General features: G+C 66.7%; 19 protein-coding genes. 6 read left to right on the top strand and 13 right to left on the bottom strand.

Going from position 1 to position 25,434, the window contains the following annotated elements; all coding sequences use genetic code 11:
- The first annotated feature begins 82 nt into the window (after positions 1–82).
- From ACSQ3S_RS18300 to ACSQ3S_RS18280, 5 genes are read left to right on the top strand one after another with little or no spacing between them, the layout of a single operon-like run.
- Positions 83–2,170: a glycosyltransferase gene (locus ACSQ3S_RS18300; RefSeq protein WP_436143305.1), complete on the top strand. Its 2,088-nt coding sequence runs from the start codon at positions 83–85 to the stop codon at positions 2,168–2,170.
- Positions 2,170–3,621: a lipopolysaccharide biosynthesis protein gene (locus tag ACSQ3S_RS18295; protein WP_436143304.1), complete on the top strand. Its 1,452-nt coding sequence runs from the start codon at positions 2,170–2,172 to the stop codon at positions 3,619–3,621. Before ACSQ3S_RS18300 ends, ACSQ3S_RS18295 begins: the two co-directional genes overlap by 1 nt.
- A gap of 10 nt (positions 3,622–3,631) precedes the next feature.
- Entirely contained in the window at positions 3,632–4,690 is a 1,059-nt protein-coding gene (locus tag ACSQ3S_RS18290; protein ID WP_436143303.1) for a glycosyltransferase, read from the top strand.
- Entirely contained in the window at positions 4,680–6,173 is a 1,494-nt protein-coding gene (locus tag ACSQ3S_RS18285) for an MBOAT family O-acyltransferase (protein WP_436143302.1), read from the top strand. Before ACSQ3S_RS18290 ends, ACSQ3S_RS18285 begins: the two co-directional genes overlap by 11 nt.
- A gap of 2 nt (positions 6,174–6,175) precedes the next feature.
- Positions 6,176–7,363, top strand: coding sequence for a hypothetical protein (locus ACSQ3S_RS18280; protein WP_436143301.1), 1,188 nt, complete (start codon positions 6,176–6,178; stop codon positions 7,361–7,363).
- Here ACSQ3S_RS18280 and ACSQ3S_RS18275 read toward each other — a convergent pair.
- From ACSQ3S_RS18275 to ACSQ3S_RS18215, 13 genes are read right to left on the bottom strand one after another with little or no spacing between them, the layout of a single operon-like run.
- Positions 7,360–8,106, bottom strand: coding sequence for a class I SAM-dependent methyltransferase (locus tag ACSQ3S_RS18275; protein ID WP_176650843.1), 747 nt, complete (start codon positions 8,104–8,106; stop codon positions 7,360–7,362). The two genes, ACSQ3S_RS18280 and ACSQ3S_RS18275, sit on opposite strands and share 4 nt — an antisense overlap.
- A gap of 12 nt (positions 8,107–8,118) precedes the next feature.
- Complete coding sequence (locus ACSQ3S_RS18270) at positions 8,119–10,584, bottom strand: glycosyltransferase (RefSeq protein WP_436143300.1); 2,466 nt, start codon at positions 10,582–10,584, stop codon at positions 8,119–8,121.
- Positions 10,581–11,798, bottom strand: coding sequence for a TIGR04063 family PEP-CTERM/XrtA system glycosyltransferase (locus tag ACSQ3S_RS18265; RefSeq protein WP_436143299.1), 1,218 nt, complete (start codon positions 11,796–11,798; stop codon positions 10,581–10,583). The genes ACSQ3S_RS18270 and ACSQ3S_RS18265 overlap by 4 nt, the downstream gene beginning before the upstream one ends.
- Positions 11,795–13,720, bottom strand: coding sequence for an XrtA/PEP-CTERM system amidotransferase (locus tag ACSQ3S_RS18260; protein ID WP_436143298.1), 1,926 nt, complete (start codon positions 13,718–13,720; stop codon positions 11,795–11,797). Before ACSQ3S_RS18260 ends, ACSQ3S_RS18265 begins: the two co-directional genes overlap by 4 nt.
- 10 nt (positions 13,721–13,730) lie before the next feature.
- On the bottom strand, positions 13,731–14,912 hold the full coding sequence (locus ACSQ3S_RS18255) for a TIGR03088 family PEP-CTERM/XrtA system glycosyltransferase (protein WP_436143297.1): 1,182 nt from the start codon (positions 14,910–14,912) through the stop codon (positions 13,731–13,733).
- The gene (gene xrtA / locus ACSQ3S_RS18250) at positions 14,896–16,485 is read right to left on the bottom strand and encodes an exosortase A (protein WP_436143296.1); all 1,590 of its coding nucleotides are present in this window, start codon (positions 16,483–16,485) and stop codon (positions 14,896–14,898) included. Before xrtA ends, ACSQ3S_RS18255 begins: the two co-directional genes overlap by 17 nt.
- The gene (locus tag ACSQ3S_RS18245) at positions 16,482–17,729 is read right to left on the bottom strand and encodes a TIGR03087 family PEP-CTERM/XrtA system glycosyltransferase (protein ID WP_436143295.1); all 1,248 of its coding nucleotides are present in this window, start codon (positions 17,727–17,729) and stop codon (positions 16,482–16,484) included. Before ACSQ3S_RS18245 ends, xrtA begins: the two co-directional genes overlap by 4 nt.
- Positions 17,730–17,733: 4 nt before the next feature.
- Complete coding sequence (locus tag ACSQ3S_RS18240; RefSeq protein WP_436143294.1) at positions 17,734–18,765, bottom strand: FemAB family XrtA/PEP-CTERM system-associated protein; 1,032 nt, start codon at positions 18,763–18,765, stop codon at positions 17,734–17,736.
- Complete coding sequence (locus ACSQ3S_RS18235) at positions 18,762–19,595, bottom strand: XrtA system polysaccharide deacetylase (protein ID WP_436143293.1); 834 nt, start codon at positions 19,593–19,595, stop codon at positions 18,762–18,764. Before ACSQ3S_RS18235 ends, ACSQ3S_RS18240 begins: the two co-directional genes overlap by 4 nt.
- Entirely contained in the window at positions 19,595–20,737 is a 1,143-nt protein-coding gene (wecB, locus tag ACSQ3S_RS18230) for a non-hydrolyzing UDP-N-acetylglucosamine 2-epimerase (RefSeq protein ID WP_436143292.1), read from the bottom strand. The genes ACSQ3S_RS18235 and wecB overlap by 1 nt, the downstream gene beginning before the upstream one ends.
- A gap of 12 nt (positions 20,738–20,749) precedes the next feature.
- On the bottom strand, positions 20,750–22,279 hold the full coding sequence (locus ACSQ3S_RS18225) for a TIGR03016 family PEP-CTERM system-associated outer membrane protein (protein ID WP_353398811.1): 1,530 nt from the start codon (positions 22,277–22,279) through the stop codon (positions 20,750–20,752).
- Positions 22,263–23,027, bottom strand: a complete 765-nt coding sequence (locus ACSQ3S_RS18220; protein ID WP_176650853.1) for an XrtA-associated tyrosine autokinase — start codon at positions 23,025–23,027, stop codon at positions 22,263–22,265. Before ACSQ3S_RS18220 ends, ACSQ3S_RS18225 begins: the two co-directional genes overlap by 17 nt.
- A gap of 9 nt (positions 23,028–23,036) precedes the next feature.
- The gene (locus ACSQ3S_RS18215; protein WP_176650854.1) at positions 23,037–24,563 is read right to left on the bottom strand and encodes an XrtA system polysaccharide chain length determinant; all 1,527 of its coding nucleotides are present in this window, start codon (positions 24,561–24,563) and stop codon (positions 23,037–23,039) included.
- A gap of 154 nt (positions 24,564–24,717) precedes the next feature.
- Here ACSQ3S_RS18215 and ACSQ3S_RS18210 point away from each other — a divergent pair, with 154 nt between their 5' ends.
- Positions 24,718–25,329 (top strand): XrtA/PEP-CTERM system exopolysaccharide export protein, encoded by a 612-nt coding sequence (locus ACSQ3S_RS18210; RefSeq protein WP_176650855.1) that lies wholly within the window; start codon positions 24,718–24,720, stop codon positions 25,327–25,329.
- Positions 25,330–25,434 lie beyond the last annotated feature (105 nt).

Below are 25,434 nucleotides of genomic sequence, written 5' to 3'. Positions count from 1 at the left end.
ATGTGGCTCAACGAACTATCTGAGCCTGTCATTACACTGGATTTTTGACCAGCTGCAATCATAGGACACAGGAGATGCGCCCTTGTTGACCGTTCTCATGGCCACCTGCAATGGCGCTTCGACATTGCCGAAAGTGTTGGATGCTTATTGTCGCCTGCAGGCACCCGCCGGCGGCTGGCGCGTGCTGGTGGTCGACAACGGCAGCAACGACGGCAGCGCCGCGCTGGTCAGCTCGTACGCGGAGTGCTTGCCGCTGCGCCTGCTGCACACGCCGATCGCCGGCAAGAATGCGGCACTGAACCTGGCGCTGGAATATCTGCTGCGCGAAGCCGGGCCGGCAGCCGACGAGCTGTTCGTGTTCAGCGACGACGACGCGACGCCGGCGTCCGATTGGCTGGTGCAGTGGCAGGGTTGCGCCAACGCCCATCCGGAGTACGCGGTGTTCGGCGGCGCCATCGAGCCGGACTGGGCGGAACCTCCGCCGGAGTGGCTGCCGCGCCTGGTGCCGACCGGCCTGACCTATGGCTTGACATCGGCCGCGTTGCCCGACGGTCCGGTATTCCCCGGCCTCGTGTGGGGTGCCAACATGGCGATCCGGCGCTCGGTGTTCGAAGCCGGCTACCGCTACGACACGTCGATCGGCCCCAACGGCGGCGCCTATGCGATGGGCAGCGAAACCGAGCTGACCCGCAGGCTGGGCCAGGCCGGCTACCGTTCGTGGTTTTGCAAGTCGGCCCGCGTTGCCCATCATATCCGCGCGCATCAGCTGAGCACCGAGTATGTGCTGGAAAAGGCGTGGCGTTTCGGCCGCGGCAAGTATCGCCAGGACAGTCCGGGCACCTTCCCCGAATGGCTGGGGGTGCCGCGCTGGATGCAGCTGCGCTACCTGAAGGAGTGCGCCGGATACCTGCGCGCCCGTGTGCTGGGCGATGCCGACCGGCTGTTCCAGCATCGCTGGGAGCTGGCCTATCTGCGCGGCTACTTTTTCGAATCGCGGCTGGGCCGGCGCCGGCCCGGCAAGCACGTCCTGATGACCAGCTATTCCGGCGAGTTGGGCGGCATGGAGCTGCGCATGGCGCAGGAAGTGCGCTATCTGCGATCGGCCGGCGTGAGCGGCAGCCTGGCGCTGCGGCGTTTTGTCGGCTTCGACGCCTGGACCGCGCAACTGGCCGGCGAGCAGATCCCGCTGGCGGAATTCGACCCGCCCGCGTTCTTCGAGCAGTGGCAATGGCGGCGCTGGAACCTGCTGCGTTCCCGGCTGTGGGCGGCGCACCGGTTGAAGGCGTTCCGGGCGGACCTGGTGCACGTGGCCCTGTGCTGGACCAATTACGGCGCGTCGGTGCTGTGGCTGGCCCGGCATTGCCGGCTGCCGGCGGTGCTCAGCGTGCACAACGCCTTCCCGCCGGCCGACATCAGCGCCTGGCACCAGCCGCTGCTGCGCCAGGCCTTTGCCGCCGTGCGCGGCGTGTACGCGGTGTCGCCGTCGGCGCTGGCGCATTTCATGGCGATCTATCGGCCCTACCTGCCGGAATCCGCGCGGCTGGCGGTGATACCGAACTCGGTCGACACCGAGCGGTTCCAGCCGTCGGCCGGGCTGCGCGACGCGGCCAGGCAGCGCCTGGGCCTGCCGCCGGACGCTCTGGTGATCGGCGCGGTCGGGCGCCTGTCGGTTCAAAAACGCCCCGCGCTGCTGCTGGAACTGTTCATCCTGCTGCGGCGCCAATATGCGCATCTATATCTGCTGATGGCCGGCAGCGGGCCGCTGGAAGCGATGTTGCGCGAGCAGGCCAGGCTGGCGGGCGTGGCGCCTTACGTGGTGTTCACCGGCTTTGTGCCGGCGGTTGAAACCTTGCTGCCGGCGCTGGACCTGCATGTCCTGATGAGCCGCAACGAGGGTTTCGGCATCGCCACCATCGAGGCCATGGCCTGCGGCGTGCCGGTGGTCGCCACGGACGTGCCCGGCAGCGCAGACATCCTGCGCGACAGCGGCGGCGGCCTGCTGGTGCCGGCGGACGACGTGCCGGTGGCGGCGGCCATCATCGCCCGGCTGCTGGCCGACCCGGAGCGCCGCGCGAGGCTGGGGCGGCAGGGCAGGTCCGAGGCGGTGGAGCGCTACAGCACCGCCGTGGTCGGCAAGCTGGTGCACGCGTTTTACGATGGTCTGATCTGATGCGCGCCCGTCTATCCTTCGCCGTCTCGTTTGCAGAGAAATACACGCTGCTGCTGCTCAATACGGTCGGCACGATGATACTGGCGCGACTGCTGACGCCGGCCGAGATCGGCGTCTATTCGGTCGGCGCCGTGCTGGCGGGCCTGGCGCAGGCGGTGCGTGATTTCGGCGTCGGCCCCTACGTGATCCAGGAGAAGAACCTGACCGAGGACAAGCTGCGCGCCGCGCTCGGCACCAGCATCTTCGTCGCCTGGCTGCTGGCCGCTGTGATCCTCGGCGGCAGCGGCGTGGCGGCGCGGTTCTACCACGACCCGCGCCTGAGCACGGTGTTGCAACTGCTGTCGATCAACTTCCTGCTGATACCGTTCAGTTCCGTGGCCTTGCCTTATCTGCGGCGGCAGATGCGCTTCTCGTCGATTTTCACGATCAACACTTGCAGCACTTTGGCCCAGCTGGCGTGCTCGGTGGGCATGGCGCTGGCCGGCTACAGCTATCTGAGCCTGGTGTGGGGCGCGGTGGCGGGAACCGCGGCGTCGCTGCTGGCCAGCATCTGCTGTCGGCCGCAGGGCTTGCCCTGGCTGCCGGCGCGGCGCGGCATGGGGCGCATCCTGTCGTTCGGCTCGATCACCACCGCCGGCAGCGTTGCCGACGAGCTGGGCGTGGCTGCGCCGGACCTGATCGTCGGCAAGATGATCGGCGTGGCGGAAGTCGGCATTTTCGGCAAGGCGCAGGGTGTGATCAATGTCTTCAACCAGCTGGTGACCAGCGCGATCTCGCCGGTGATCTTCCCGCTGTTTTCAGCGCAGGCGCGCTCCGGCCAGGACTTGCGGCAAGCCTACCTGACCACCATCAGCTACGTGACCGCGCTGGCCTGGCCGTTTTTCGGCTTCGTCGCGATCATGGCACCGGCCGTGGTGCGTGTGCTGTACGGCGACCAGTGGGATGCCTGCGTACCCTTGATACGCATCATCTGCGTATCGAGCGCCTTGTATAGCATGTTCAGCATGTCGCGCTACCTGTTCGTGGCGATGGGCGAGGTCGGCGCGCAAGCCAGGCTGGACGCCTTGTCGGTGCCGGTGCGCGTCGTGGCTGTGCTGCTGGCGGCGCCTTTCGGTTTGAAGTGGGTGGCGTTCGCGGTGGTGGTCGGTGCCGTCTTCCGCAGCGGCTGGACCTGGCTGACGCTGCATCGGCTGACCGGTCTGCAGTTCCCTGCATTGCTGAGCGCGGTGCGCCGCAGCGCGCTGGTCGCCGCCGTCAGCCTGGCGGGGCCGCTGGGCTTGATGGCCTGGCAGCCGTTTTCATTGACGCATCCGTTGCCGCAACTACTGGCCGCGGCGCTGTGCGCCTTGCTGCCGTGGCTGGCGGCGATCCTGTTCTTCCAACATGAGCTGGCCGCCGAATGCACGCTGGCCGGGCGCAAGGCGCTGGCCTTGCTCGGCAAACTACCGTAAAGGATCATTTATGCGCGTGGGCATCCTCTCCTATCCGATGCTGTTCCAGCGCGAGGGCGGCTTGCAGATACAGGTAAGTTCGACCATCGCGGCGTTGCAGCGGCTGTCGGTGCCCGGCTTGCGGGTGGAACTGGTCGATCCGAACCGGCAGCGGCTGGATCAGTTCGATCTGATCCATGTGTTCTCCGCCATCAACGGCAACCACCGACTGGTGGAGCTGGCGGCGGAGCTGGGCGTGCCGCTGGTCCTGTCGGCCGTGCTGTCTCCCGGCTGGAGCCGGCTGGACGGCATGCGCGCGCGCCTGGCCGATCGCCTGGCCGGCAGGATCACCGGCTGGAACGTGCAAACCAGCTACGCGCAGATCAAGCGCGCGCTGCAGCTGTCGCAGCTGGTGATCGCGCTGGGCGCGGCCGAGCGGGACGCCATCGTCCGCGCATTCCATACACCGAGGGAAAAAGTACGCGTGCTGCCAAATGGCATCAGCCCGCATTTCTTCGACGCCCAGCCGGACAAGTTTCGCCAGCATACCGGCCTGAGCGGCCCCTTCGTGCTGATGGTCGGGGCGATTTCCCCGTACAAGAATCAGCTGGGACTGCTGCAGGCCCTGGCCGGCACCGGCTTGCCGGTGGTGCTGATAGGGCGAGCCCAGCGCCAGCACCAGGGCTATCTGCAGCAGCTGCTGGCGACGCCGCGCGTGCGCTGGCTGGGACAGCTGGACCATGCCGATCCGCTGCTGGCCAGCGCCTATGCCGCCGCCTCGGTACTGGCGCTGCCCAGCCAGGGCGAGGTGTTTCCGCTATCGGTGCTGGAGGCGCTGGCGGCCGGCACGCCGGTCGTCATGACCGACGAAAGCGCGCTCAGCCTGCCCGACAGCGCTTTTGCACTGAAGCAGCTGCGCTGGAAGGACAGCGCCGGTATGCGGCTGGCGCTGACGCAGCTGGCCGAGCGTCCGCCCGAGCGCGCAGCCGTGCGGGCGCTGGTCGAGCGCTACAGTTGGCAACGGGTGGCCGAGCAGATCGTCGCCTGCTACACCGAGGTGCAACAGCAGGAGGCTTGCCGTGTTGTTTAATTCCTTCAGCTTCCTGTTCCTGTACCTGCCGCTGGTGCTGGCCGGGTATGCGGTGTTGGCGCGCTGGCGGCCGCGCTGGGCGACCGGCTGGCTGGCGCTGGCCTCGCTGTTCTTCTACGGCTATTGGGACGTGCGCTATCTGCCCTTGCTGATGGCGTCCATCGTCTTCAATTACCTGGCGGCGCGGCGCATCGTCGCGGCGACGCCCGCCAACCGCAAGCGCTGGCTGGTGCTTGCTCTGACGGCCAACCTGCTGCTGCTGGGCTACTACAAGTACGCCAATTTCTTCCTCGACAGCGTCAACGCGCTGGCGCACACGCATCTGCATGGCTGGGCGGTGGTGCTGCCGATCGGCATATCCTTCTTCACCTTCACGCAGATCGCATTCCTGGTCGATTGCTATCGCGGCCTGGCCGGCGAATACAGGTTTTGGCATTACACTTTGTTCGTCAGCTATTTCCCGCACCTGATCGCGGGGCCGGTGTTGCACCACAAGGAGATGATGCCACAATTCGAGCAGCGTCCCGGCCTGCATGCGGCAGACTTTGCCGTCGGCCTGTCGATTTTCGTCATGGGGCTGGCCAAGAAGGTGCTGTTGGCCGATCCGCTGTCGACGCTGGTCGCGCCGGTGTTCGCGGCGGGCGCGCATCCGCAGCTGGTGGAGGCGTGGATAGGCGCGCTGGCCTATGCGTTCCAGCTATATTTCGATTTTTCCGGCTATTCCGACATGGCGATCGGCCTGTCGCGGCTGTTCGGCGTGAAGCTGCCGCTGAACTTCAATTCGCCGTACCAGGCGGCCAACATCGCCGAGTTCTGGCGGCGCTGGCACATGACGCTGTCGCGTTTCCTGCGCGACTATTTATACGTGCCGCTGGGCGGCAACCGCCATGGCGCCGCGCGCCGCGTCCGCAACCTGATGCTGACCATGCTGCTGGGCGGCCTGTGGCACGGCGCCGGCTGGTCGTTCGTCGTCTGGGGCGGCTTGCACGGCCTGTATCTGGTCGCGCACCAGGGCTGGACCGCACTCGTCGGCCAGCGGGCGCCGCGCCTGTGGGGCAGGGCGCTGACCTTCCTGGCGGTGCTGGCCGCGTGGGTGGTGTTCCGCGCGCCCGACCTGGAAACGGCCGGCGGCGTCCTGAGCGGCATGGTGGGTGCCAACGGGCTGGCCTTGCCGCACGGCCTGACCGCCTACGCGGCGTATCTGCCGGCGCACGCCAGTTTCACCGGCATACGCTGGATCGATTTCAGCGGCGCCGGCATTCCGGTATTGCTGCTGGCGATGTTGCTGGCGTTCGTCGCGCCGAATACGCAAGAAATTTTCCGCCATTACGCGCCCTGCGTCGAACAGATCTTTCATCGCAAGGGCAGCCTGCTGTGGGCTTGGCGTCCGCGCATGGCGTGGAGCCTGGCGTTCTCGTTGCTGTTCCTGGGCTGCGTGTTCAGCATGAACCGGGTCAGCGAATTCCTATACTTTCAATTCTGATCATGAGCACACACTCGAACGCGGAATGGCGTAGCTACGTGACGATCCTGGTCGCCTGCAGCGCGGCGGTGATCGGCACGGTGGCGGCGCTCAACTATCAACTGGATCCCTATCTGATCCATCAATGGAACACGCCGGAGCTGCAGCGCATGCAGCCGGGCCGGGAGCGGCTCAGCGCCTGGGGCAAGACTTATGCGCTGGCGCGATTCAAGCCCGCGATCGTCTATGTCGGCAATTCTCGCACTGAGCTGGGCCTGCCGACCGGGATCGCCGCGTTTGCCGGACAGGAGGTGTTCAACGGCGCCCTGTCCGGCGCCTCCCTCAGCGACGCCATGGCGATGGTGCGCCATGCGGCGACCGTGGGCAACCTGAAAGCCGTGGCGTGGGGCATCGACGCACCGTCCTTCTCGATGGAGATCGGCAATACCGACTTCGACCGCGAGCTGGTGGCCAAGGGGCCGCTGTATCTGTGGCGGCGCGCCTTGCTCAACCTTAAACGGGCGGTCACGCTGGACATGACGGCCGATTCGATCCGTCTGCTGAAGGGCACGTTCAGCGGCAATTGCCGCTCCAGTCTTGCTCTGCAAGGCCAGCGCGACGACGTCTGCATGCGCGAACGTATCGATGGCTGGGGCGGGACCAAGACCGCCATCGTGCCGCGCGTGCGGGAATACATCCGCGGCACCGGCCCGACGGCCGAGGCCATGCAGGCGCTGGACGACAGCGTGGCCGGGCTATGCCGTGGAGGGACCAGCGTGCGGCTGTACGTCAACCCCACCCATGCGATGACCAGCGACGCCTTGTATTGGGCCGGCAAGTGGCCGGAACTGGAAAATTGGCAGACGCAACTGGCCGATCTCGGCGCCCGGCACCGCGCGCGCGGCTGCGACGTAAGGATTTACGATTTTTCAGGGTTCAACAGCGTGACCACGGAGTCGATACCGCAGGTTAGCAGCAGGCCGGACATGGTGTATTACTGGGAACCATCCCACTACCGCAAGAATGTCGGGCAGATGATATTGAGCCGCATGTTCGGAGACGGCGCCGGCGTGCCGGACGACTTTGGCGTGGAGCTGACGCCAGCGACCATCGCCGCCCACCTCGCGCAGGGACACATGGGACGCGACCGCTACCAGCTGCAACATCCGGAAGAAACCCGGATGGTGCGGGCGATCGTGGCGGAACACTAGGACTTGCGCAGCACCGCGCAGCCTTTCTCGCAGCTGCTGGCCGATTGCGCCAGCGCTGGGAATTCTTCTTGCCAGCGCCGCAAAATCGACTGTTCATCGCGACGTGCCGAGTCGTCCAGGTAGACGGCGGCGCCGGCGTTCAGCTTCGGGAACAGCAAGGGGCCGGCCGGATAGCGCGCCAGCGTGCGCGTGGCCAGCGGCGGGCCGTCGATGACCAGCAGGTCGATATTCAGCTGGGTAGGCAATCCGGACAGGTCATACCAGGGCCACGACTGCCCATCCAGATTGTAAGGCTGCAAGGGCGCGTCGACCACCTGCGCCCATTCCTGCAGGCCGAGCCGGCGCAACTGGGCGCGGGTTTGCGCGGCGAAATGAGCGTCGTGCTCCAGGCTGTAGACCTTGCCGGCGCCGTTCAGCTGCATGCACCGGGCCAGCACCAGCGTCGACGTGCCGCTGCTGCATTCAACCACGGTTGCGCCGGGCATGGTGCGCGCCTGGCGCGCCACTTCCAGCAGGAAGTCCGGCGACGCCGCCCAGCCGCGCGTCGGCGGCAGGCTTTTCTTCATGTCCAGCTCGATGTACAGGCCTTGCAGCGCCTCCAGTTGCCGGAACATGCCGACCTGGTCGTTGCGGCTTTGGTCGCGGAAATCGTGCAGCAGGATGTGCACGCGCCGCAGCTTGTGCAGCGTGTAGAGCGTGATCGCCAGCAACAAAGTCACGACGGCATAGGCAAGTATAGGCATGTTGGTATCTCTTTATTTGGCGGCGATTTTACTGACGACATAACGGTGTTTTCCGGACGCTTCCGCCGGAATCTCCGCTACTTCCTCGATCGATATGCTTACCGTCGCACCCAGGCGCGCGCGGAACTGGCTGACGATGCTCAGGTGCACGGCCTGCGGCAAGCCGTCCACGCTCACCAGCAGCACGCGGGTGAGTTCCAGGCTTTCCTGGATGATCTTGAAGGCGCGTACCTGCGGCAGGTCGCGCAGCACGTAGATCAGCGCCAGACCGTGCATGACGGTGCCGTCGAGCGCGACGACGAAATCGGTGACCCGGCCCTCGACCCGTTTCAGCAAGGGCAGGCCGCGTCCGCATGGGCACTGGCGGGTGTCAAGCGCGCCCACGTCGCCGGTGGCGTAGCGGATGAACGGGAAATCCGCGCTGGCCAGGTGGGTGACGACGATGGCGCCGCTGTCACCCGGCGCCACCGGCGCGCCCTGCGCATCGACGATTTCAATGATCACGTCTTCGGCCGTGATGTGCAGCCCGCCTTCCGGACACTCGTGGGCGAGAAAACCGGCGTCGCGGCCGCCGTAGCCGTTGGCGACCGGCGCGGCGAACGCATTCTCCAGCAGGCTGCGCTGCTCGTCGTACAGGCGCTCGGCGGTGACGAACACGACTTTGACGCCCAGTCCGTCCAGCTTGACGCCGCGCGTCTGCGCGTGCCGCACCAGCACGCACATGGCAGACGGATAGCCGAACAGCATCGCCGGACGCTGGCGCCGCAACTTGTCCAGATAGTCATCCAGCCGCGCGGCGGACAGATCGAACGCCGGCAACAGCAGGCTGCGCAGCAGCCGGTCGCGGCGGCTGCGCCAGCGGTCCTGCGCGTTGAGCTCGATCGGCGAGCCCCACATCAGGGCTTCGGGATCGCCGATGTCGACGCCCCACCAGCGCGTGGCACGCCACTTGGCGGCGACGTCATGGCTGACGCGCTCCTTGCCCTGGTAGAAGATCAGTGGCTCGCCGCTGGAGCCGCCCGTGTTGAAGCGCTGCAGCGGACCGGCGTTGTCGGCGATGAAGTCGTCGCGGCCGCCGTTGATGTCGGCCTTGTTCAGGATGGGCAGGCGGCGCAGCGCGCTCAAGTCCCTGACCTGGCTGGCGTCGAAATCGATGCGTGCATACAGCTGGCGGAAATACGGCACGTGCTCGGAGGCATGCAGCAGCAGGGCGCGCAGGCGCTGCAGCTGCAATTCTTGCAATTGCGCCTGCGGCCACCACTGGGTGTGCTCCATGCGCCGCCGCAGGGCGACGCTGCGGTGCCGCTTGAGCAGCTCATGCACGGGGAACAGCAGCGAGGACACCAGCGCCGTGTAGCCGAAGGCCGGCGGACGCTTCAGCACGCGGCGGTATTGCGCCATCAGCAAAGGCGCGACATTGTTCCATGTATAGCGGCGGGCTTCGTCGAGGCCGGCCGACGATAGTGCTTTGGCCAGCTCCCGGTCGCGCAGCACGGTCAGCATCGCCTGCGCCATGGCGGCATGGTCGCCGGGCGGCACCAGCAGGCCGGTGACCTGGTCGCTGATCAGATGCGGAATGCCGCCGACATTGGTGCTGACCACCGGCACGCCGCTGGCCCAGGCTTCCAGCACGGAATTGGGCATGTTGTCGGCCAGGCTGGGATTGAGCATCAGGTCGCTGCGCCGGTAGATCCCGGCCATCGCGGCGTGGCCGGTCTTGCCGGCGAAGTGCACGGCGTCGTCCAGCCGCAGTTCCCGCGACAGCTGTTTCAAGCGTTCAAGCTCGGGGCCTTCGCCGCAAATGGTCAGCCGGGATCGCGGCAGTTCGCGCCGCACCAGCGCGAAGGCGCGCAGCGCCGTGGCATGGTCGTACAGCGCTTCCAGATGACGGGCGATCAGGATTTCACCCCGCCCCGGCATATTTCGGGCCGGCCCAAAACGCTGCAGGTCGACGATGTTGGGCACGATTTGCGTGGCCATGTCGTGCCGCCCGAACACGCCGGACAGGAAGGCCGACGGCACGACGACCGCGTGCGCGCGGCGGATGCTGAAGCCGACCAGGCCGGCACTGCGGGCCAGGAAGGCCTCGGCCTCGCCGCCGCGATAGTTGACCACCACGCCTTTGCCACGCAGACGGCCGATCCAGATCGCCGGCGCCGCGTACAGATGCCACGACCAGCCGGAATTGGCCATCACGTGCAGCAGTTGCGCCTGTCCGGCGGCTTGCCAAAGCCGCCACAGGTAGGGCGGCAGGCGCAGTGCGGCGCGCAGGCCGCGGATGCCGGCAACCCAGTGCGGCGCCCACGGTGGATTGACGCGCACCAGCTCGACCTCGGCGCCGGCCGCGCGCAGCAGGGCGTGCAGCTGGACCGTCTGGTTGGCCATGCCGCCGGCCGGCGGCGGCAGCGGGCCGATCAGCGCGATGCGCAGCCCGGCCATGGCGACGGTGCTGCTGTCATTGCAAGGCGGACGGCTCATGACGCTTGCGCCGTGAGGCGCTGGTAGATCGGGCCATAGCGCGCGACGCTGGCGGCCCAGTTGCGCTCGCTCTCGACGTAGGCGCGCGCTTGCCGGCGCAGCAAGGGCCAGGTATCGGCCTGGCGCACCAGCTGTATCACTTGTTCCGCCAACGCTTCGGCGTCGCCGGCCTTGAACAGGATGCCGGTCTTGCCGTGCTGGACCAGTTCCCGGTGGCCGCCGACATCGGAGGCCACGACCAGCAACCCCTGCGCCATCGCTTCCAGCGGCTTGAGCGGCGTGACCAGTTCGGTGAGCCGCATCGGCAGGCGCGGATAGACCAGGATGTCGGTCAACCCATAATAATCGGCGACCTTGTCGTGCGCCACGCGGCCGCTGAAGATGACCTTGCCTTGCAGGCCCAGCTTGGCCACCAGCGCGCGCAGCGCCAGGTCCTGCGGGCCGCCGCCGACCAGCAGCAGTTGCAGTCCCGGCAGCACGGCCAGCATGCGCGGCATGGCGCCGATCAGCAACGCCAGGCCTTCGTAGGCGTAGAACGAGCCGAGAAAACCCAGCACCGGACCGCCGCCCAGGCCCAGCGAACGGGCCAACGCTCCGTCCGGTGGGCGGGCCTGCGGAAATAGCACGCTGTCGACAGAATTCGGAATGACGGTGACCTTGGTCGCCGCGATGCCGCGCGCGACGATGTCGGTGCGCAAGCCTTCGCAGATGGTGGTGACGGCGTCGGCGCGGCGCAGCACGTGGCTTTCCAGCGCGCGCGAGATGCGGTAGCGCAGGCCGCCAGCACGGCTGGTGCCGTGGTCGACGGCGGCGTCTTCCCAGAATGCGCGGATTTCGTAGACCACCGGGATGCCTAGTTTGCTGCCGACGCGCAACGCGGCCAGGGCGTTCAGCGCCGGCGAGTGGGCGTGCAGGATATGCGGCTTGGTCGTCGCCGCGACTTGCAGCAGGCGCCGGTACAGTCCGATGACCACGCCCAGCTGGCCCAGCACCGGCAGCGCCGTCCACCAGGCCCGCAGCGGCGGCGTGCGCAGGAAGTGCCAGCCATCGACTTCCTGCGCCGCCGCGTCGCCTTGCTTGGCGCTGGTCAGGTGAGTGGTGCGCCAGCCCAGCGCGCGCTGCTGGCGCAGGATCGCCAGCGTGCGGAAGGTGTAGCCGCTGTGCAGCGGCAGCGAGTGGTCGAGGATGTGCAGTACGTGTAGTGGCTGTTTCATGCGGCCTGCCTGATCAGGTTGCGCGGCGCCGCGGCGGGCAATTGGCGCAGGAACGATTCGAACATCAACAACGACCACAGCGCAGCGCTGTGATCGCGCCGGCCGGACAGGTGCTGCGCCACCAGCTCGCGCACGTAGCCGAGGTTGAACATGCCGCAGTCGGCCAGCACCGGGCTGCCGAGGCTGCTCTCCAGATGCGCCCGCAGCGGACCGCGGAACCATTCGGCCAGCGGCACCGAGAAGCCCATCTTGTTGCGGTACAGCAGTTCGCGCGGCAGCAATTGCTCGAGGCCGCGCTTGAACAGGTATTTGCCGACACCGCCGCGCAGCTTGAGCGTCGGCGGCAGGCTGGACATCCATTCGACCAGTTGATGATCGAGCAGCGGCACACGCACCTCCAGGCCGTGGGCCATGCTGGCGCGGTCGACCTTGGTCAGGATGTCGCCGGGCAGGTAGGTCTTCAGGTCCAGGTACTGCACGCGCGACAGCGGATGGTCGCTGGGGCAGTTGGCCGCGTGGCGGCGCAGCACCTCGACCGCCTGGTAGCCGCCCAGCTGCCGCTTCAGTTCCGGGCTGAACAGCGCGCCGCGCATGGTGTCGCTCATCAGCGAGATGCCGTGGAAATAGGCCGCCACCGAATCGCGCGCCAGCCCTTCGAAGGTGGTTTTGGCGCGCAGCGGACGCGGCGCCCAGTCGGCCTTGGGATAGAGCCGTCCCAGCGTGCCGAACAACGGCTTGCGCACGCCCAGCGGCAGCATGCTGCGCAAGCGCTCTTCGTGCACGTGGTAGCGATAGCGGCGGTAGCCGGCCAGGTTCTCGTCGCCGCCGTCGCCGGACAAGGCCACCGTCACCCGCTGGCGCGCCAGTCCGCACACGCGGTAGGTCGGCAGGGCCGAGCTGTCGGCATACGGCTCGTCGTACAGGCCGGCCAAGCGGTCGACCAGGCTGATCTCGTGCTGCTCCACGCGCTGGCTGTGGTGGCGGGTGCGGTAGCGCTCGGCCACCATGTTGGCGTACGGCGTTTCATCGTATTGCGGGTCGCCGAAGGAGATCGAGCAGGTGTTGACCGGCTCGGCCGACTCGCGCGCCATCATCGCCACGACGGCGCTGGAGTCGACGCCGCCGGAGAGGAAGGCGCCCAGCGGCACCTCGGCCACCAGCCGGATGCGCACGGCTTCGCGCAGGCGCTCCAGCATCTCGTCGGCGGCTTGCTCCTCGCTGGCCGGCTGCCGCACGGCGAAGGGAATGTCCCAGTAGCGGCGCGGCGCGGCCAGCGTGGCGCCCTTGCGCAGCAGCAGCGTGTGGCCGGGTTCCAGCTTGCGGATCTGGCGGAAGATCGTGCGCGGCTCGGGGATGTAGCCGTAGGCGAAATACTCTTCCACGGCCAGCGGGTCGAGCTCGCGGCGCAGCCCCGGATGCAGCAGCAGCGCCTTCATCTCGGAGGCGAACAGCAGTTGCCCGTCGTCCAGCAGCGCGTAGTGCAGCGGCTTGACGCCGAGCCGGTCGCGCGCGAGGAACAGCGCCTGTTGCCGGCGGTCCCACAGCGCAAAGGCAAACATGCCTCGGAAATGCTCGACGCAGCGCTCGCCCCATTGTTCCCACGCGTGCACGATGACCTCGGTGTCGCTGTGGGTGCGGAAGATGTGGCCGAACTGCTGCAGCTCGCGCGCCAGCGCCTGGAAGTTGTAGATCTCGCCGTTGTAGACCACCACCACGCTGTGGTCTTCGTTGAACAGCGGCTGCTGGCCGCCGCCCAGGTCGATGATGGACAAGCGCCGGTGGCCCAGGCCGATGCCGGCTTCGAGGTGCGTGCCGCCCTGGTCGGGGCCGCGATGGGTCTGGCTGTCGGTCATCGCCAGCAGCAGGCTGGCGTCGATATCCGGGTGGCGGAGGAGGTCATAAATTCCGGCGATGGCGCACATGGCTGTCCTTTCATCGATCAGGTGGCGGTGGAGCGGCGAGGGCGTCGTAGACGGCAAGATAAGCATCGACCATCGCCACCAGGCTGTATTCGGCCAGCACACGGCGTCGGCCGCGCTGGCCGTGGCTGGCGGCGAGGGCCGGCATATGGAAATAGTCGAGGATGGCGTCGGCCAGCAGCTCCGGCGATTGCGGCGGCACCAGCGAGCCGGTCCAGCCGCCATGGACCAGGTCGGAATTACCGCCGACCTCGGTGGCGACCACCGGCAAGCCGGTGGCCATCGCTTCCAGGATGGTGTTGGACATGCCCTCGGCCAGCGACGGCAGCACGAACACGTCCATGGCGCGCAGCATTTGCGGGATATCGTCGCGCGCGCCCGGCAGCCAGGCCAGCTCGCTCATGCCGGCCTGGCGCAGCAGATCCAGGCAGGCCTGGCGGCAGGGGCCGTCGCCGACGATCAGCAGCCGCAGCTGGTCGCGCGGCAACGCATGCTGGGCGATCAGCAGCACGAAGGCCTGCACCAGCGACAGGTGATCCTTGACCTCGACCATGCGGCCCACGCTGCCGATGACGAAGGCGTCCTCGCACAGGAAGCCCGGCGGGCCGATGGCGGCCGGCGGGCCCAGGCGCGGATGGAACTGCAGGCTGTCGACGCCGTTGCAGATATGGGTCACGCGCTGCGGCCGGGCGCCGATGGTGCCGATCAGCCATGCTTCCAGGTCCTTGCTGACGGCGATGAAGTGGCCGATCAGCGGGCGCAGCAGCTTGCGCAGCAAGCGGTATTTGCGGCTCAGGCCATGCAGGTCGTTCATGTCGCGTCCATGCTCGCCGTGCACGCGCAGCCGCACGCCGGCCGCCGCCGCCAGCAGCTGGCCTTCGATGCCGGACAGGTTGCGGGTATGTACCAGCAGTGGTCGCAAGCGCTTCAGGGTCTGGAACAGGCGCAGGTAATGGCCCCAGTCCTTGCCGTCGCGCTTGTTGATGCTGATGATTTCCACGCCCGGCCGCCGAATGCGCAGATGGTAGTCGGTGTAATCCTGCAGGCAGACGATGGCGTGGCGGTAGCGGTCGGGTGGCAGGTTGTTGATCAGGTTGATCAGGCCGTTTTCCAGGCCGCCCACGTCCAGCCTGTGGATCAGGTGGACGATCAGTGGCGCAACAGGTGGATTTTCGGTGTCAGCGGCCGGCGACATGGTCGAGTCCCTGGTCGATCGCGGGCAGCATGGCTGTCAGCAGGTTGTGCATGGCTGCGGCGGCCTGGGCCGGCTGTTCATCGTAGCTGGCTGCGAGGGCGATTTCGGCGGCGCCGTCGGCACTGCCCAGCAGCTTGCTGCGCGCCAGCAAGAGCTTGAGCAGCAAGGGGCTGTCGGTGTCGACGCCGGCCTGGCGATACCAGCGCCACACCAGCAGCTTGACAGCACCGGCCTGGACGATGGTTTGCTCCACCGTGAAGCTGCGGCTGCCGACGCGCACCGTGCGCGGTTCGCTGGCGAGTTCCTTCCATTGGGGGCCGTCGAGCGGCAGCGCGTTCCACACGCGGGCCAGCAATTCATCGCCCTTGGACTGGTGGCGATACCAGGTCAGCTGCAGCGATACCTTGCTGGCGCCATTGAGGTAGTTGGCCTGCCAGCGCTGCGGCTGGCCGCGGTGCAGCACATGCCAGTCGTTGGGCGCCATGTCGGCGGTGCGCCACGGCGGAGGCGGCGGCAGCAGCGACAAGCGGGCCTCCGGTGCATGGTCCGGTGGCGCCGCTTGCAAGGCGGTGCCGGCCAGCGGCGGCCAGACGGCGGCCACCAGCACTGCCGCCAGCGCCATCGCGGCGAAGGCGGCCGGCGTGGCCGAGGGCGCCGTCGCCGCGGGCGACTCGGCAGGCGGCGGCAGCGCGGCTTCGCGCCAGCGGGCGCCGGTCCAGAACATCAGCATCGACACCAGGCCGAAAAACACCCAGCCGTAGATCAGGTGGTCGATGCCGACCGCCAGCGTCATGTTGCTGAGGTGGCCGACCAGCACGATGGTGAAGGCGCGCACGCCGTTGGCCAGCACCGGCAACACCACGGCGACCACCATGAATGCCGCGCGCCGCACCGGGCTGCGGTAGGTCAGGTAGGCATACAGCGTGCCCAGCGCGACCGAGGCGATCAGGTAGCGCAGGCCGCTGCAGGCCTCGACCACCGACCAGTTGCCGCTGGGCAGAGCCAGATAATTGTTTTCCTGGAAAACGGGTATGCCCACCATCTGCAGCGCGCCCACCGTGAAGCGGGTGGTGAATTCGATCAGCGGCGGAATGAAGACCTCGCCGAACGGCACCGCCAGCAGCAGATAGGCTAGCGGAAAAGCGATCGCGGCGGCATAGCGCCACCCCAGCACGGCGGCGACCGTCACGGCAAGCATCGACACCAGCATATATTGCTGCAGCACCTGCACGTTGGCGACGGCGGCCAGCATCCACGTGGCGCCGAACGCGGCCAGCACCAGCAACATCGGCGGCGACGGCCGACAGGGGACGGCGGCCAGCCGGTCGCGCTGGCGCCAGACCAGCCACAGGCACACCGGCAGTATCAGAAAACCGTGGGCAAAGGTTTGCGAACGCCACCAGATCTCGGCCATGGCGGCCGCCGTCGGCAGATACATGCCCAACAGCGCACACAGCGCGACGATCAGCAGGCCGTAGCGCCAGCGCGTGGCCGAAGGTGGCGGCAGCGGCTGTTGAGCCGGCTCCGTCTGCTCCGGTTCAGCCGCCGGCAGCAATGTCGTGGCGACGCTCATGGTGCCGACTCCGCCGGGGAGGACGCCGGGGATGGCGAGGGCGATGGCATCTCCACGCCCAGCACCGCGCCCAGCCGTTGCAGATTGCGCTCCCATTGATAATCCAGCAGCACGCGCCGCCGCGCGGCCACGCCCAGCTCGTCGGGCGACAGCAGTTGCCGGCTGATGTGCCGGATGAATTCGCCTTCGCCGGAGGCGCTGATGACTTCGCTTCCCGGCGTCGCCGAAATGCCTTCCAGCGCCTGCGGCGTGGCGACCACGGTGCGTTCCATCGCCATGGCTTCCAGTATCTTGTTCTGCACGCCGCGCGCGATCTGCAGCGGCGCCACCGCCAGCGCCGCGTGCTGCAGGTAGGGCCGCACGTCCGGCACGGTGCCGCTGACGTGTATGCCGGGCCGCTTCGCCAGCGCCTGCACCGCGGCGGCCGGGCGCGAGCCGACGATATGGAATTGCAGCGCGGGAAACTGCAACCGCAGCGCGGGCATGATGCGCTCGGCCATCCAGCTGGCTGCTTCTATATTAGGCGGGTAGTCCATGGCGCCGGTGAACACCAGCGCCCGCGCGCCGCCGTACGGATCCGGCACCGACGGCTGAGGCGAGAAATACACACTGTCGACGCCATTGTTGAAGTGGCCAGTCTTGTGGGCGGACTCCGGCGCGCGCAGCCTGAACAGCGCGGCTTCGGCGCGCGACACCAGCAGCACCTGTTCCGCGCCGCGCGCCATTGCGCGTTCAAATTCCAGCAGACAGCGGCCTTCGCGCCGGTACAGCGACGACAACGGCCATTGCCGCTTGTCCGCGTAGTTCTGCCATTTTTCGGAGTCGACATCGACCAGGTCCAGCACCCGCGCCAGCGGCCCGTGCGCGGTGCGGACCGGCAGATACTGCGCCATCGGCCCGGAGAACGCCATCGCCGTGGCGATACGGTATTGCGACAGCGTCTGGCCGACCCAGCGCTGCAGGCCGGCATGGCGGTAATAAGGCAGGCTGAGCGCTTCGCCACGCCACAGCGCCGGCAGGCTGGCTAGCCGGGCCCTGCGCGGATGCAGGCGGATGAAGCAACTGCTGGCGCACTCGGCGGCCAGGCCTTCCACGTACGCGAGGTCGGCGGCGTCGTCGACGAAGCAGCCGAGGTGGACGCGGAAGTGCTGCCGCAGGTAACGCAGCGTGTGATAGGCGCGGATCTTGTCGCCCTTGTTCGGAGGAAAAGGGATGCGGTGGGCCAAAAACAGCAGGTCGCGCATGGCGCTATCCCAGCTGGCGCACGATGTGCGGACCAATGGCGTTGGCCAGCGACAAGGGCATCAAACGCCACGCCTTGATCAGCACTTGCAGGCGCGGATTGAGCGGCTGCACGTCCTTCAGCCGCTTGCCGCGGTGCAGCTGGTAGTCGTAGCGCAGGGGCTGCGGCTCGAAGCCCCAGTTCTTCTTGAAGGCGAAGGCGCCGGTGCCGTATTTGCTGCGGCCGAAGTCAAACAGCGTGCAGCCCCGTTCGGCGGCGCGGCGCATCACCTCCCAGTACATGAAGTCGTTGCCGGCCAGTACACGCGCGGCATCGCCGCCGCCGCCGTAGTAGGGCAGCACTTCTTCGCGGAAATGGAAGCTCAGCACCGAGCAGACGGGCTTGCCGGCATGGCGTACCGTCAGCACTTCGCAGTCCTGGCCGAACTGCTCTTGCAGCAGGCGGAAATAGCGGCGGCTGAAGACCGGCGTGCCCAGCCGGTGGACGCTGGTGGCGTAATTGTTGAAGAAGTCTTCGGTGCCGTTGTCGATCACGCTGGTGAGACCGGCGGCGATGCCTTTGCGCACCATCGCCCGCTGCTTGCGCGGGATGGCCAGCATGTTGCGTTCGTTGTCGGCCAGCAGCGGCTTGCGGAACGTGGCGTACAGGTCCTTGTGCAGCCAGTCGGCGTGCGTCGATTGCAGCTGGCGGTATTCGAGATGGTCCACCCGCAGCCGCGCCGCCAGCTGCTGGGCGGCCTGGTCCACCGCGGCGGCGGCGCCGTCGTCCAGCGCGGCGATTCCGCCGTAGACGCAGAACGGCAGCGAGCACAGGGTGTTGCCGAACAGGCGGCTGTTGACCTGCGCCAGCGGCAGGATCGCGCCGATCCGGCCTTCGGACTCGGCCATCAGATACCAGGTGGGATGGCCGAAGGCCTCCTCGATCACGCGCTGCCAGCCGGCGCGGTGGAAGAAGGTGGCGTTCGGGCAGCGCTGGACAAAGGCATCCCAACGCGCGCGATCCTGCGGCCCCATCGTGCCGACACTCCATTGCTTCATGCTGTCCCCAGAAAGATGTGATCGACGCGGCCCCAGTGGAAGTCGGTCAGCAGGCGGGCCACGCGTGCCTCCATTCGGTGCAGATTGAGGTAGTGGCGAAACCTGGTCTTGAGCGCGATGCCGCGCTGCCTGGGCTGTCCGGGATCGAGCTCCCACGGGTGAAAGTAAAATATGCCAGCTTGGCCGTCGGCCGAATTGATGCGCCGCAAGGCCCAGCGCGAGGCCGCGTACGGCAACAGCCGGAAGTAGCCGCCGCCGCCGGCCGGCCAGTTGCGGCCCAGCATGCGCACGGTGCTGACCGGCAGCTCCAGCACGCCCTGGTCGCCGCGCGGGCGCCAGGCGAAGCGGCTGCCGCCGGGCATGCCGTAGTGGTCGTGCTGGATCGGATAAATGCTGGAACTGTAGCGGTAGCCCGCCTCGCGCAGGCTGTCCAGCGCCCACAGGTTGTCTTCCATGATGGAGAAGCTGGGCGCGCGGTAGCCGAGCACGGCCAGGCCACACAGCTGCTCCAGCAAATGCTTGCTGCGGACGATGTCGTCGGCGAACTGGGCCGGCGTCTGCTCGCTGGCGCGCAGGTGGGCGTAGCCGTGGCTGGCCAGCTCGTGGCCGCCGGCGACGATGCGGCGCACCAGCGCCGGGTAGCGTTCGGCGATCCATCCCAGCGTGAAAAAAGTGGCGTGGGTGTGGTGCTGGTCCAGCAGGCCGAGGATGCGGTCGACGTTGCGCTCGACGCGGCACGGCAGCCGGTCCCAGTCGGCGCGGTCGATGTGGCCGGCAAAGGCGGAGACCTGGAAATAGTCTTCGACGTCGATGGACAGGGCGTTGCGCATCAGCCGCGCTCCCGCTCGTTTGCCAGCCAGCCGGCGATGTGGCCGGCGATGCGTTCGGCCGCATGGCCATCCCAGAATTGCGGAATGCGGCCGGCCTTGCCGCCGTAGCGCAGGATGTCGCGGCTCAGCGCCAGGATCACGGCCGGGTCGCGTCCGGCGATGGCGTTGCTGCCCTCGGTGACGGTGACCGGCCGTTCGGTGTTTTCGCGCAAGGTCAGGCAGGGCACGCCCAGCGCCGTGGTTTCCTCCTGCACGCCGCCGGAATCGGTGAGCACCACCCGCGCATGCTTCATCAGGCCCAGCATGTCCAGGTAGGATTGCGGCGGCAGGCAGGCGATGCGCGGCGTCTGCAGCAGGCCGGTCAGCTCGTGGCGCTTGAGCATGTCGCGCGTGCGCGGGTGCAGCGGGAACAGCACTGGCAGGTCGGCGCTGAGCCTGACCATGGTTTCCATCAGCGCGCGCAGGCGGCGCGGATCGTCGACGTTGGATGGCCGGTGCAGGGTCAGCAGCGCGTATTGTGCGTCGTCCTCCAGGAAACCGGCCAGGTGCGCCTGGCGCAGCACGTCGGCTACCGAGGTGGCGCGCGGCAGCTGTTGTTGCAGCGTGTCGATCATGACGTTGCCGACAAAATGGATGCGCGTCGGATCCACACCTTCGCGCAGCAGGTTGCTCATGCCGCTGGACTCGCTGGTGAACAGCAGCGTCGACAGCTGATCGGTCAGGATGCGGTTGATTTCCTCCGGCATCGCGCGGTCGTAGCTGCGCAGGCCGGCCTCCACGTGCAGTACCGGGATATTCATCTTGGCTGCCGTCAGCGCGCAGGCCAGCGTCGAGTTGACGTCGCCGACCACCAGCACTGCGGCCGGATCGGACTGTTCCAGCACCGGCTCGAAGCGGCGCATCACCTCGGCGGTCTGCACCGCGTGGCTGGCCGAGCCTACCTTGAGCTGGTAATCCGGCGCGGCCATGCCCAGCGCGGCAAAGAACTGGCCGTCCATGTCGCTGTCGTAGTGCTGGCCGGTGTGCACCAGCACCGCCTGCAGATGATGCTCGGGTTGCTTCAGCGCACGCAGGATGGGCGCCATCTTCATCAGGTTGGGGCGGGCGGCGACGACACAGACGATGCGGGCAGGGGCGGACATGGTGGACTCCATTTAAAACGCCATCGAGACGGAGGCGCCGATGCCGTTTTCACGGTAGTTGCCGCCGGTGTTGCTGGTATGGCGGATATGGCGCAGGTCGACGCTGGCGCTGACCTTGGACGCCAGTTGCTGGGTCAGTGCCACGGTCACGGCGGCGTTGCGGTCGGAGCGGCCGGTGCTCAGCGATTCCACGCGGCTCAGGCTGGCGCCCACGGTGACGTTGCTGCGCGGCGACATGCGCCAGTTCCAGCCGGCCTGGGCGGCGCTCTGGCGGGTGTGGTCTTCCAAGGCCAGTTCGTCCGGGCCCAGCAGAGGGCTGTCGATGGCGCTGCTGGTCTGGGCGGTGCGGCGGGTGTTCGACAACGTCAGCGCCAGCGCGCTGCGCGGCGTGCTGTAGACGGTGCCCAGCTTCAAGTCCTTCTGCAGATAGTAGCGATGGCTGAAGAAATTGACGTTGCCGTTCGGTCCCAGCATCTGCGAGACCAGCAGGAACAATTTGATGGTCTGCAGGCGCGTCTGTGGATCCGGGATGCGGGTGGCCCACAACTGGTACAGGAAATCGCTGAGCCCGGTTGGCGGGATGCTGAGGAACTCGCCGTGGGTGGTGGTGATGTCTTCGTTGTAGCTGACGGTCCAGTACATGCTGCGCATGCGGTAGTCGGCATCCAGGCTGTAGGTGTTGCCGAAGAAACGGCGGCCGACGCTGGCGGCGATCTTGGTGCGCGGCGACGGCGTCCAGTTGGCGCCGACCGACCAGTGGCGTCCCTCCGGTTGGGTGCCGTTGGTGTGGTAATCGTTTTTTTCGTAGCCGCCGGTGACGAAGCCGGACAGCCGGCTGTTGAACGGATAGCTCAGCGTCAGCGTGGTGTCGCTCATGGTGACCTTGGGCAGCGCCGCGTCGTCGATGTTCTGGCGGTCGGCCGACAGCGACCAGTTCCAGCCCTGGCCGCCGTTGTCGCCGGTCAGCTGCAGGTTGGTGCGGTCGCTGCGCACGCTGAGCAGCCTGCCGCTGGTCACGCGATCATAGTCGTAGCGCAGCCGGGCGGTGGCCAGGCCGTGAAAATAGTGCTGCAGATAAGGGCTGATATTGGTGGCGCGCACCGTGTTGCTGTTGCCGGTCACCTGCAGCGTATCGATCTGCTGCGGGCCGAAGGCCGAGATGTTCTGCTGGCTGATACTGGCGCGGGCGTCGAGATACAGCCAGTCCTGCAGCACCTGGGCGTGGCCGCCGGCATCGAGCTGCTGGGTGCGGCGGTCGGCCTCGCGCGTGTAGAACGCCTGGCGCAGCGAGTAGTCAAGCGCCAGGTTCAGCCGCGGGCCGTTGGTGCTGATCGCGATGCCGGGCGTGATTTCCGTGCTGAATTCGCTGCGCGCCTGGCCCGCTGGCGCCAGGTTCATATTGTCGCTGTAGGTTTCACGCAGGCGCAGCGATGGAATGACGGTCCACTCGGACGGAATCGCCGCTGCTGGCAAACTCAACAGTACTAATATGCTCAGCTGGTAAGGAGCGCCGCGCGGAGCCAGGTTAATCATAATAACCATAGTATTCGCCGCCCGGGAACGACTTGCTCTTGTTGTAGATCAGGCTGACGTTCGGACATTGCTCGATCTGCCGCAACGCTTCCTTGACCGCGTGCTGGGTGGTGGTCTCGGACTCGACCACCATGACGATCTGGCCCATCTGCGCGGCCAGCACGCTGGCCTCGGTGGTCATCAGCAGCGGCGGCGAATCGAAGATGACGATGCGGTCGGCGTAGCGCTCGGCGATCTCGGTCAGCAGCCGGCTCATGCTGCGGCTGGCCAGCAACTCGGTGGCGTGCTTGTTGGCGCGGCCGGCCGGCAGGATGCTCAGCGTGGCCACGTTGGTCTTCAGGATCACGTCCGACAGCTCGGTCTGCTCGCGCAGCAGGATGTCCATCAGGCCCGGCTCGGCGGGCAGGCCCAGCACCTTGAGCACCGACGGCCGGGCCACGTCGGCGTCGACCAGCAGCACGGTGATATCCATTTCCATCGCGATGCTCATCGCCAGGTTGACCGCGCAATACGTCTTGCCTTCGCCGGGCAGCGCGCTGGTGACGACGATCAGGTTGCCATGCCGCAGCGGCGCGACGTCGTGGTCGCCGCGCGCGTTGCGCAGTAGAGGCCGCTTGATGATGCGGAAGTCCTCGGCCACCGCCGTGCGGCCGCCATCGTGCGTCACCATGCCCAGCTTGTTGAGCCGCTCCAGGTTGATATCGACATAGCGCGCCGCGCCGTTGCGCAGCACTAACTGATCGTTGGCTTGATCCATCCGTTTCTCCTAGTATCGCAGCAAGGTCATCGCCAGCACGCCGCCGTAGGCCACGAACAGGCAGGACAGGGCACCGCCGAACAGGTACTGACCGCGCTTGCGCTTGATTTTCTCGGCCTCGGTCCAGTTCATCGAGACCGTGCCCAGCACCGGCAGGGCGGTGCGCTCGCGCAACTCGCTGGGGCTGAGGAAAGTCGGCCGGACCTGGCTGATCAGCAGGGCCGTGGCCACGCCGGTCAGCAGCGCGCCGCCCAGCACCAGGCTGTACAGCAGAGGCCGGTTGGGTCCGATCGGCGTCAGCGGCACGGTCGGCGGGTCGATGATCTTGAAGCTCATCATGTCGGTGGTCGAGCTGAGATCGCCCGACAGTTTGGCGGCCTCGCGCCGGCCGATCAGCTTTTCGTAGTTGTCCTTGTTGATCAGGTAGTCGCGGTTCAGCTGCGACAGCTCCGATTCGATCTCCGGCACCGCGTTGGCCTGGGCCAGCAGGCGCTGGTGGCGCGCCGCGTATTCCTGCACGCGGGCGCTGATCGCCGCCACCTTGGCGTCGGCCTCGGTCTGCGCCACCTTCAGCTGCTGCAGCATCGGGCTGTAGTTCTTGCCGGGATCGCCGGACGGCTTGAGCTTGCTCTCCTCGACCTTGCGCGCCTCCAGCTGGGCGATCAGGCGCTTGGCGGCGACGATGTCCGGATGCAGCTCGGTATATTGCATGCGCAGCGCGTCGAGGTTCTTGTTCAGCGCGGAAATGCGGCCGTCGATCTCGGGATTGTCGATGCTGGCCGGATTCAGGTCGGCGCCCAGCACCGGCTCGTCGCCGCTGATCTGGCTGCGGATGGCGTTGCGCGCCTGCTCGGCTTCCACCAGCTCCAGCCGCGCGGTGTTGAGCGTGTCCGACGACTGCATCAGCTGGTTGCTGTAGTCGACGCCCTGGCGCGGCAGCACGCCATTATTTTTAAGCTTGAATTCCTTGACCAGGTTTTCGGCGGTGATCAATTTATCCTCGTAGGCCTTGATCTGGTCGTCGATAAATTGGACGGCTTTTTTCTGCTCGCCGTTTTTTCCCTTGAAACTGCCCTCGACGAATATCGTCAGCAGCGACTGCACGACGTCGCGCACCAGCCTGGGATTACGGTTGTTATATGTGATGGTATAAATGTCGTAATTACCGGTGCCGCCGATTTTTATCTTGCTCATTAATTCGTCCAGTTGCTGTTCGTGATCGCGCGGGGTTTTGGCGTTAATATCCAGGTCCACCATGCGCATGACCCGTTCGACATTCGGCCGGCTCAGCAGCGTGCGGCTCATGATCGACACCTGCTGTTCGACGTTGGGCACACTGGTCATCCCCGACAGCAGCGGTTTTAATATGCTCTGGGTGTCGACAAATACCCGCGCCGAGGTTTGATAATCGTCGGGCAGCATCGCCACTTTGGCAAAGCCCAATATCGCCACCAGCCACATGACGGCGATCGCCTGCCAGCGATATTTCCATATCCCCTGCAAGCTGATTAACAGCTGGTTAATCATCTGTTCCATAGTCCGATTGCTCCAGTTGTAAGGCTGCGGAAGTCAAATTATATGACCGACAAAATTGGATTTTTTATTAACTGTGCAGTGCTTGAGCCAGATCAAGCAGAGGTGGGCGGGTTTTCTGAATCATGGAATCCTGCCTATTCCAGCGAGATCCCCCATGTATTCATTTAGCCGCCCATTCACTTCCTCCCTGCTGACGCTGCTGCTGTTGTGCGGCTGCGCGCACCAACCGCTACCGCCGCAAGACGAGCCGCCGCCCGTGCAGCGGGACTACCTGATCGGCGCCGGCGACGTCGTCAACATCAATGTCTGGCGCAATCCCGAGGTCTCGGTCAGCGTGCCGGTGCGGCCCGACGGCAAGATCACCACGCCGCTGGTGGAAGACCTGCAGGCTGCCGGCAAGACCTCGACCGAGCTGGCGCGCGACATCGAGAAGGCGCTGGAAAAATACATCCAGCAGCCGATGGCCACCGTCATCGTCACCAGCTTCGTCGGTCCGTACAACCAGCAGATCCGCGTCATCGGCCAGGCCGCCAAGCCGCAGGCGCTGGCCTACCGCCAGGGGATGTCGCTGATGGACGTGCTGATCGCCGTCGGCGGCATCACCGACTTCGCCGCCGGCAACAAAGCCAGCCTCATCCGTACGGTGAACGGGGCCCAGCAAAAGGTGCCGGTGCGCCTGCAGGACTTGCTGCGCGACGGCGATATTTCCGCCAACGTCAATGTGTTGCCCGGCGACGTGCTGGTGATCCCGGAGAGCTGGTTCTGACCGGCAAAAAAATATTTCAATTTTCGGGGAACTTTCTGTCTCAGCAGCAGGTCTGAAGAGCATGAGCCCAGTTTGTCCTTTGCCGACAGCTGGCCGACAGACCTG

It is taken from the genome of Duganella sp. LjRoot269 (genome assembly GCF_964254095.1).
Classification (GTDB): Bacteria; Pseudomonadota; Gammaproteobacteria; order Burkholderiales; family Burkholderiaceae_D; genus Rugamonas; species Rugamonas hordei.
The sequence above is the reverse complement of the archived record's forward strand: the minus strand, read 5'-3'. Positions and strand labels throughout refer to the sequence as shown.

What these genes read in the sequence shown, in the direction of transcription:
- ACSQ3S_RS18280 (WP_436143301.1), top strand. Translation starts at nt 6,176, where the DNA reads ATGAGCACACACTCGAACGCGGAATGGCGTAGCTACGTGACGATCCTG.
- ACSQ3S_RS18210 (WP_176650855.1), top strand. Translation starts at nt 24,718, where the DNA reads ATGTATTCATTTAGCCGCCCATTCACTTCCTCCCTGCTGACGCTGCTG.
- ACSQ3S_RS18255 (WP_436143297.1), bottom strand. Translation starts at nt 14,912, where the DNA reads ATGTCGCCGGCCGCTGACACCGAAAATCCACCTGTTGCGCCACTGATC.
- wecB (WP_436143292.1), bottom strand. Translation starts at nt 20,737, where the DNA reads ATGTCCGCCCCTGCCCGCATCGTCTGTGTCGTCGCCGCCCGCCCCAAC.
- ACSQ3S_RS18235 (WP_436143293.1), bottom strand. Translation starts at nt 19,595, where the DNA reads ATGCGCAACGCCCTGTCCATCGACGTCGAAGACTATTTCCAGGTCTCC.
- ACSQ3S_RS18290 (WP_436143303.1), top strand. Translation starts at nt 3,632, where the DNA reads ATGCGCGTGGGCATCCTCTCCTATCCGATGCTGTTCCAGCGCGAGGGC.
- ACSQ3S_RS18245 (WP_436143295.1), bottom strand. Translation starts at nt 17,729, where the DNA reads ATGCGCGACCTGCTGTTTTTGGCCCACCGCATCCCTTTTCCTCCGAAC.
- xrtA (WP_436143296.1), bottom strand. Translation starts at nt 16,485, where the DNA reads ATGAGCGTCGCCACGACATTGCTGCCGGCGGCTGAACCGGAGCAGACG.
- ACSQ3S_RS18295 (WP_436143304.1), top strand. Translation starts at nt 2,170, where the DNA reads ATGCGCGCCCGTCTATCCTTCGCCGTCTCGTTTGCAGAGAAATACACG.
- ACSQ3S_RS18225 (WP_353398811.1), bottom strand. Translation starts at nt 22,279, where the DNA reads ATGGTTATTATGATTAACCTGGCTCCGCGCGGCGCTCCTTACCAGCTG.
- ACSQ3S_RS18240 (WP_436143294.1), bottom strand. Translation starts at nt 18,765, where the DNA reads ATGAAGCAATGGAGTGTCGGCACGATGGGGCCGCAGGATCGCGCGCGT.
- ACSQ3S_RS18220 (WP_176650853.1), bottom strand. Translation starts at nt 23,027, where the DNA reads ATGGATCAAGCCAACGATCAGTTAGTGCTGCGCAACGGCGCGGCGCGC.
- ACSQ3S_RS18265 (WP_436143299.1), bottom strand. Translation starts at nt 11,798, where the DNA reads ATGAAACAGCCACTACACGTACTGCACATCCTCGACCACTCGCTGCCG.
- ACSQ3S_RS18215 (WP_176650854.1), bottom strand. Translation starts at nt 24,563, where the DNA reads ATGGAACAGATGATTAACCAGCTGTTAATCAGCTTGCAGGGGATATGG.
- ACSQ3S_RS18260 (WP_436143298.1), bottom strand. Translation starts at nt 13,720, where the DNA reads ATGTGCGCCATCGCCGGAATTTATGACCTCCTCCGCCACCCGGATATC.
- ACSQ3S_RS18275 (WP_176650843.1), bottom strand. Translation starts at nt 8,106, where the DNA reads ATGCCTATACTTGCCTATGCCGTCGTGACTTTGTTGCTGGCGATCACG.
- ACSQ3S_RS18270 (WP_436143300.1), bottom strand. Translation starts at nt 10,584, where the DNA reads ATGAGCCGTCCGCCTTGCAATGACAGCAGCACCGTCGCCATGGCCGGG.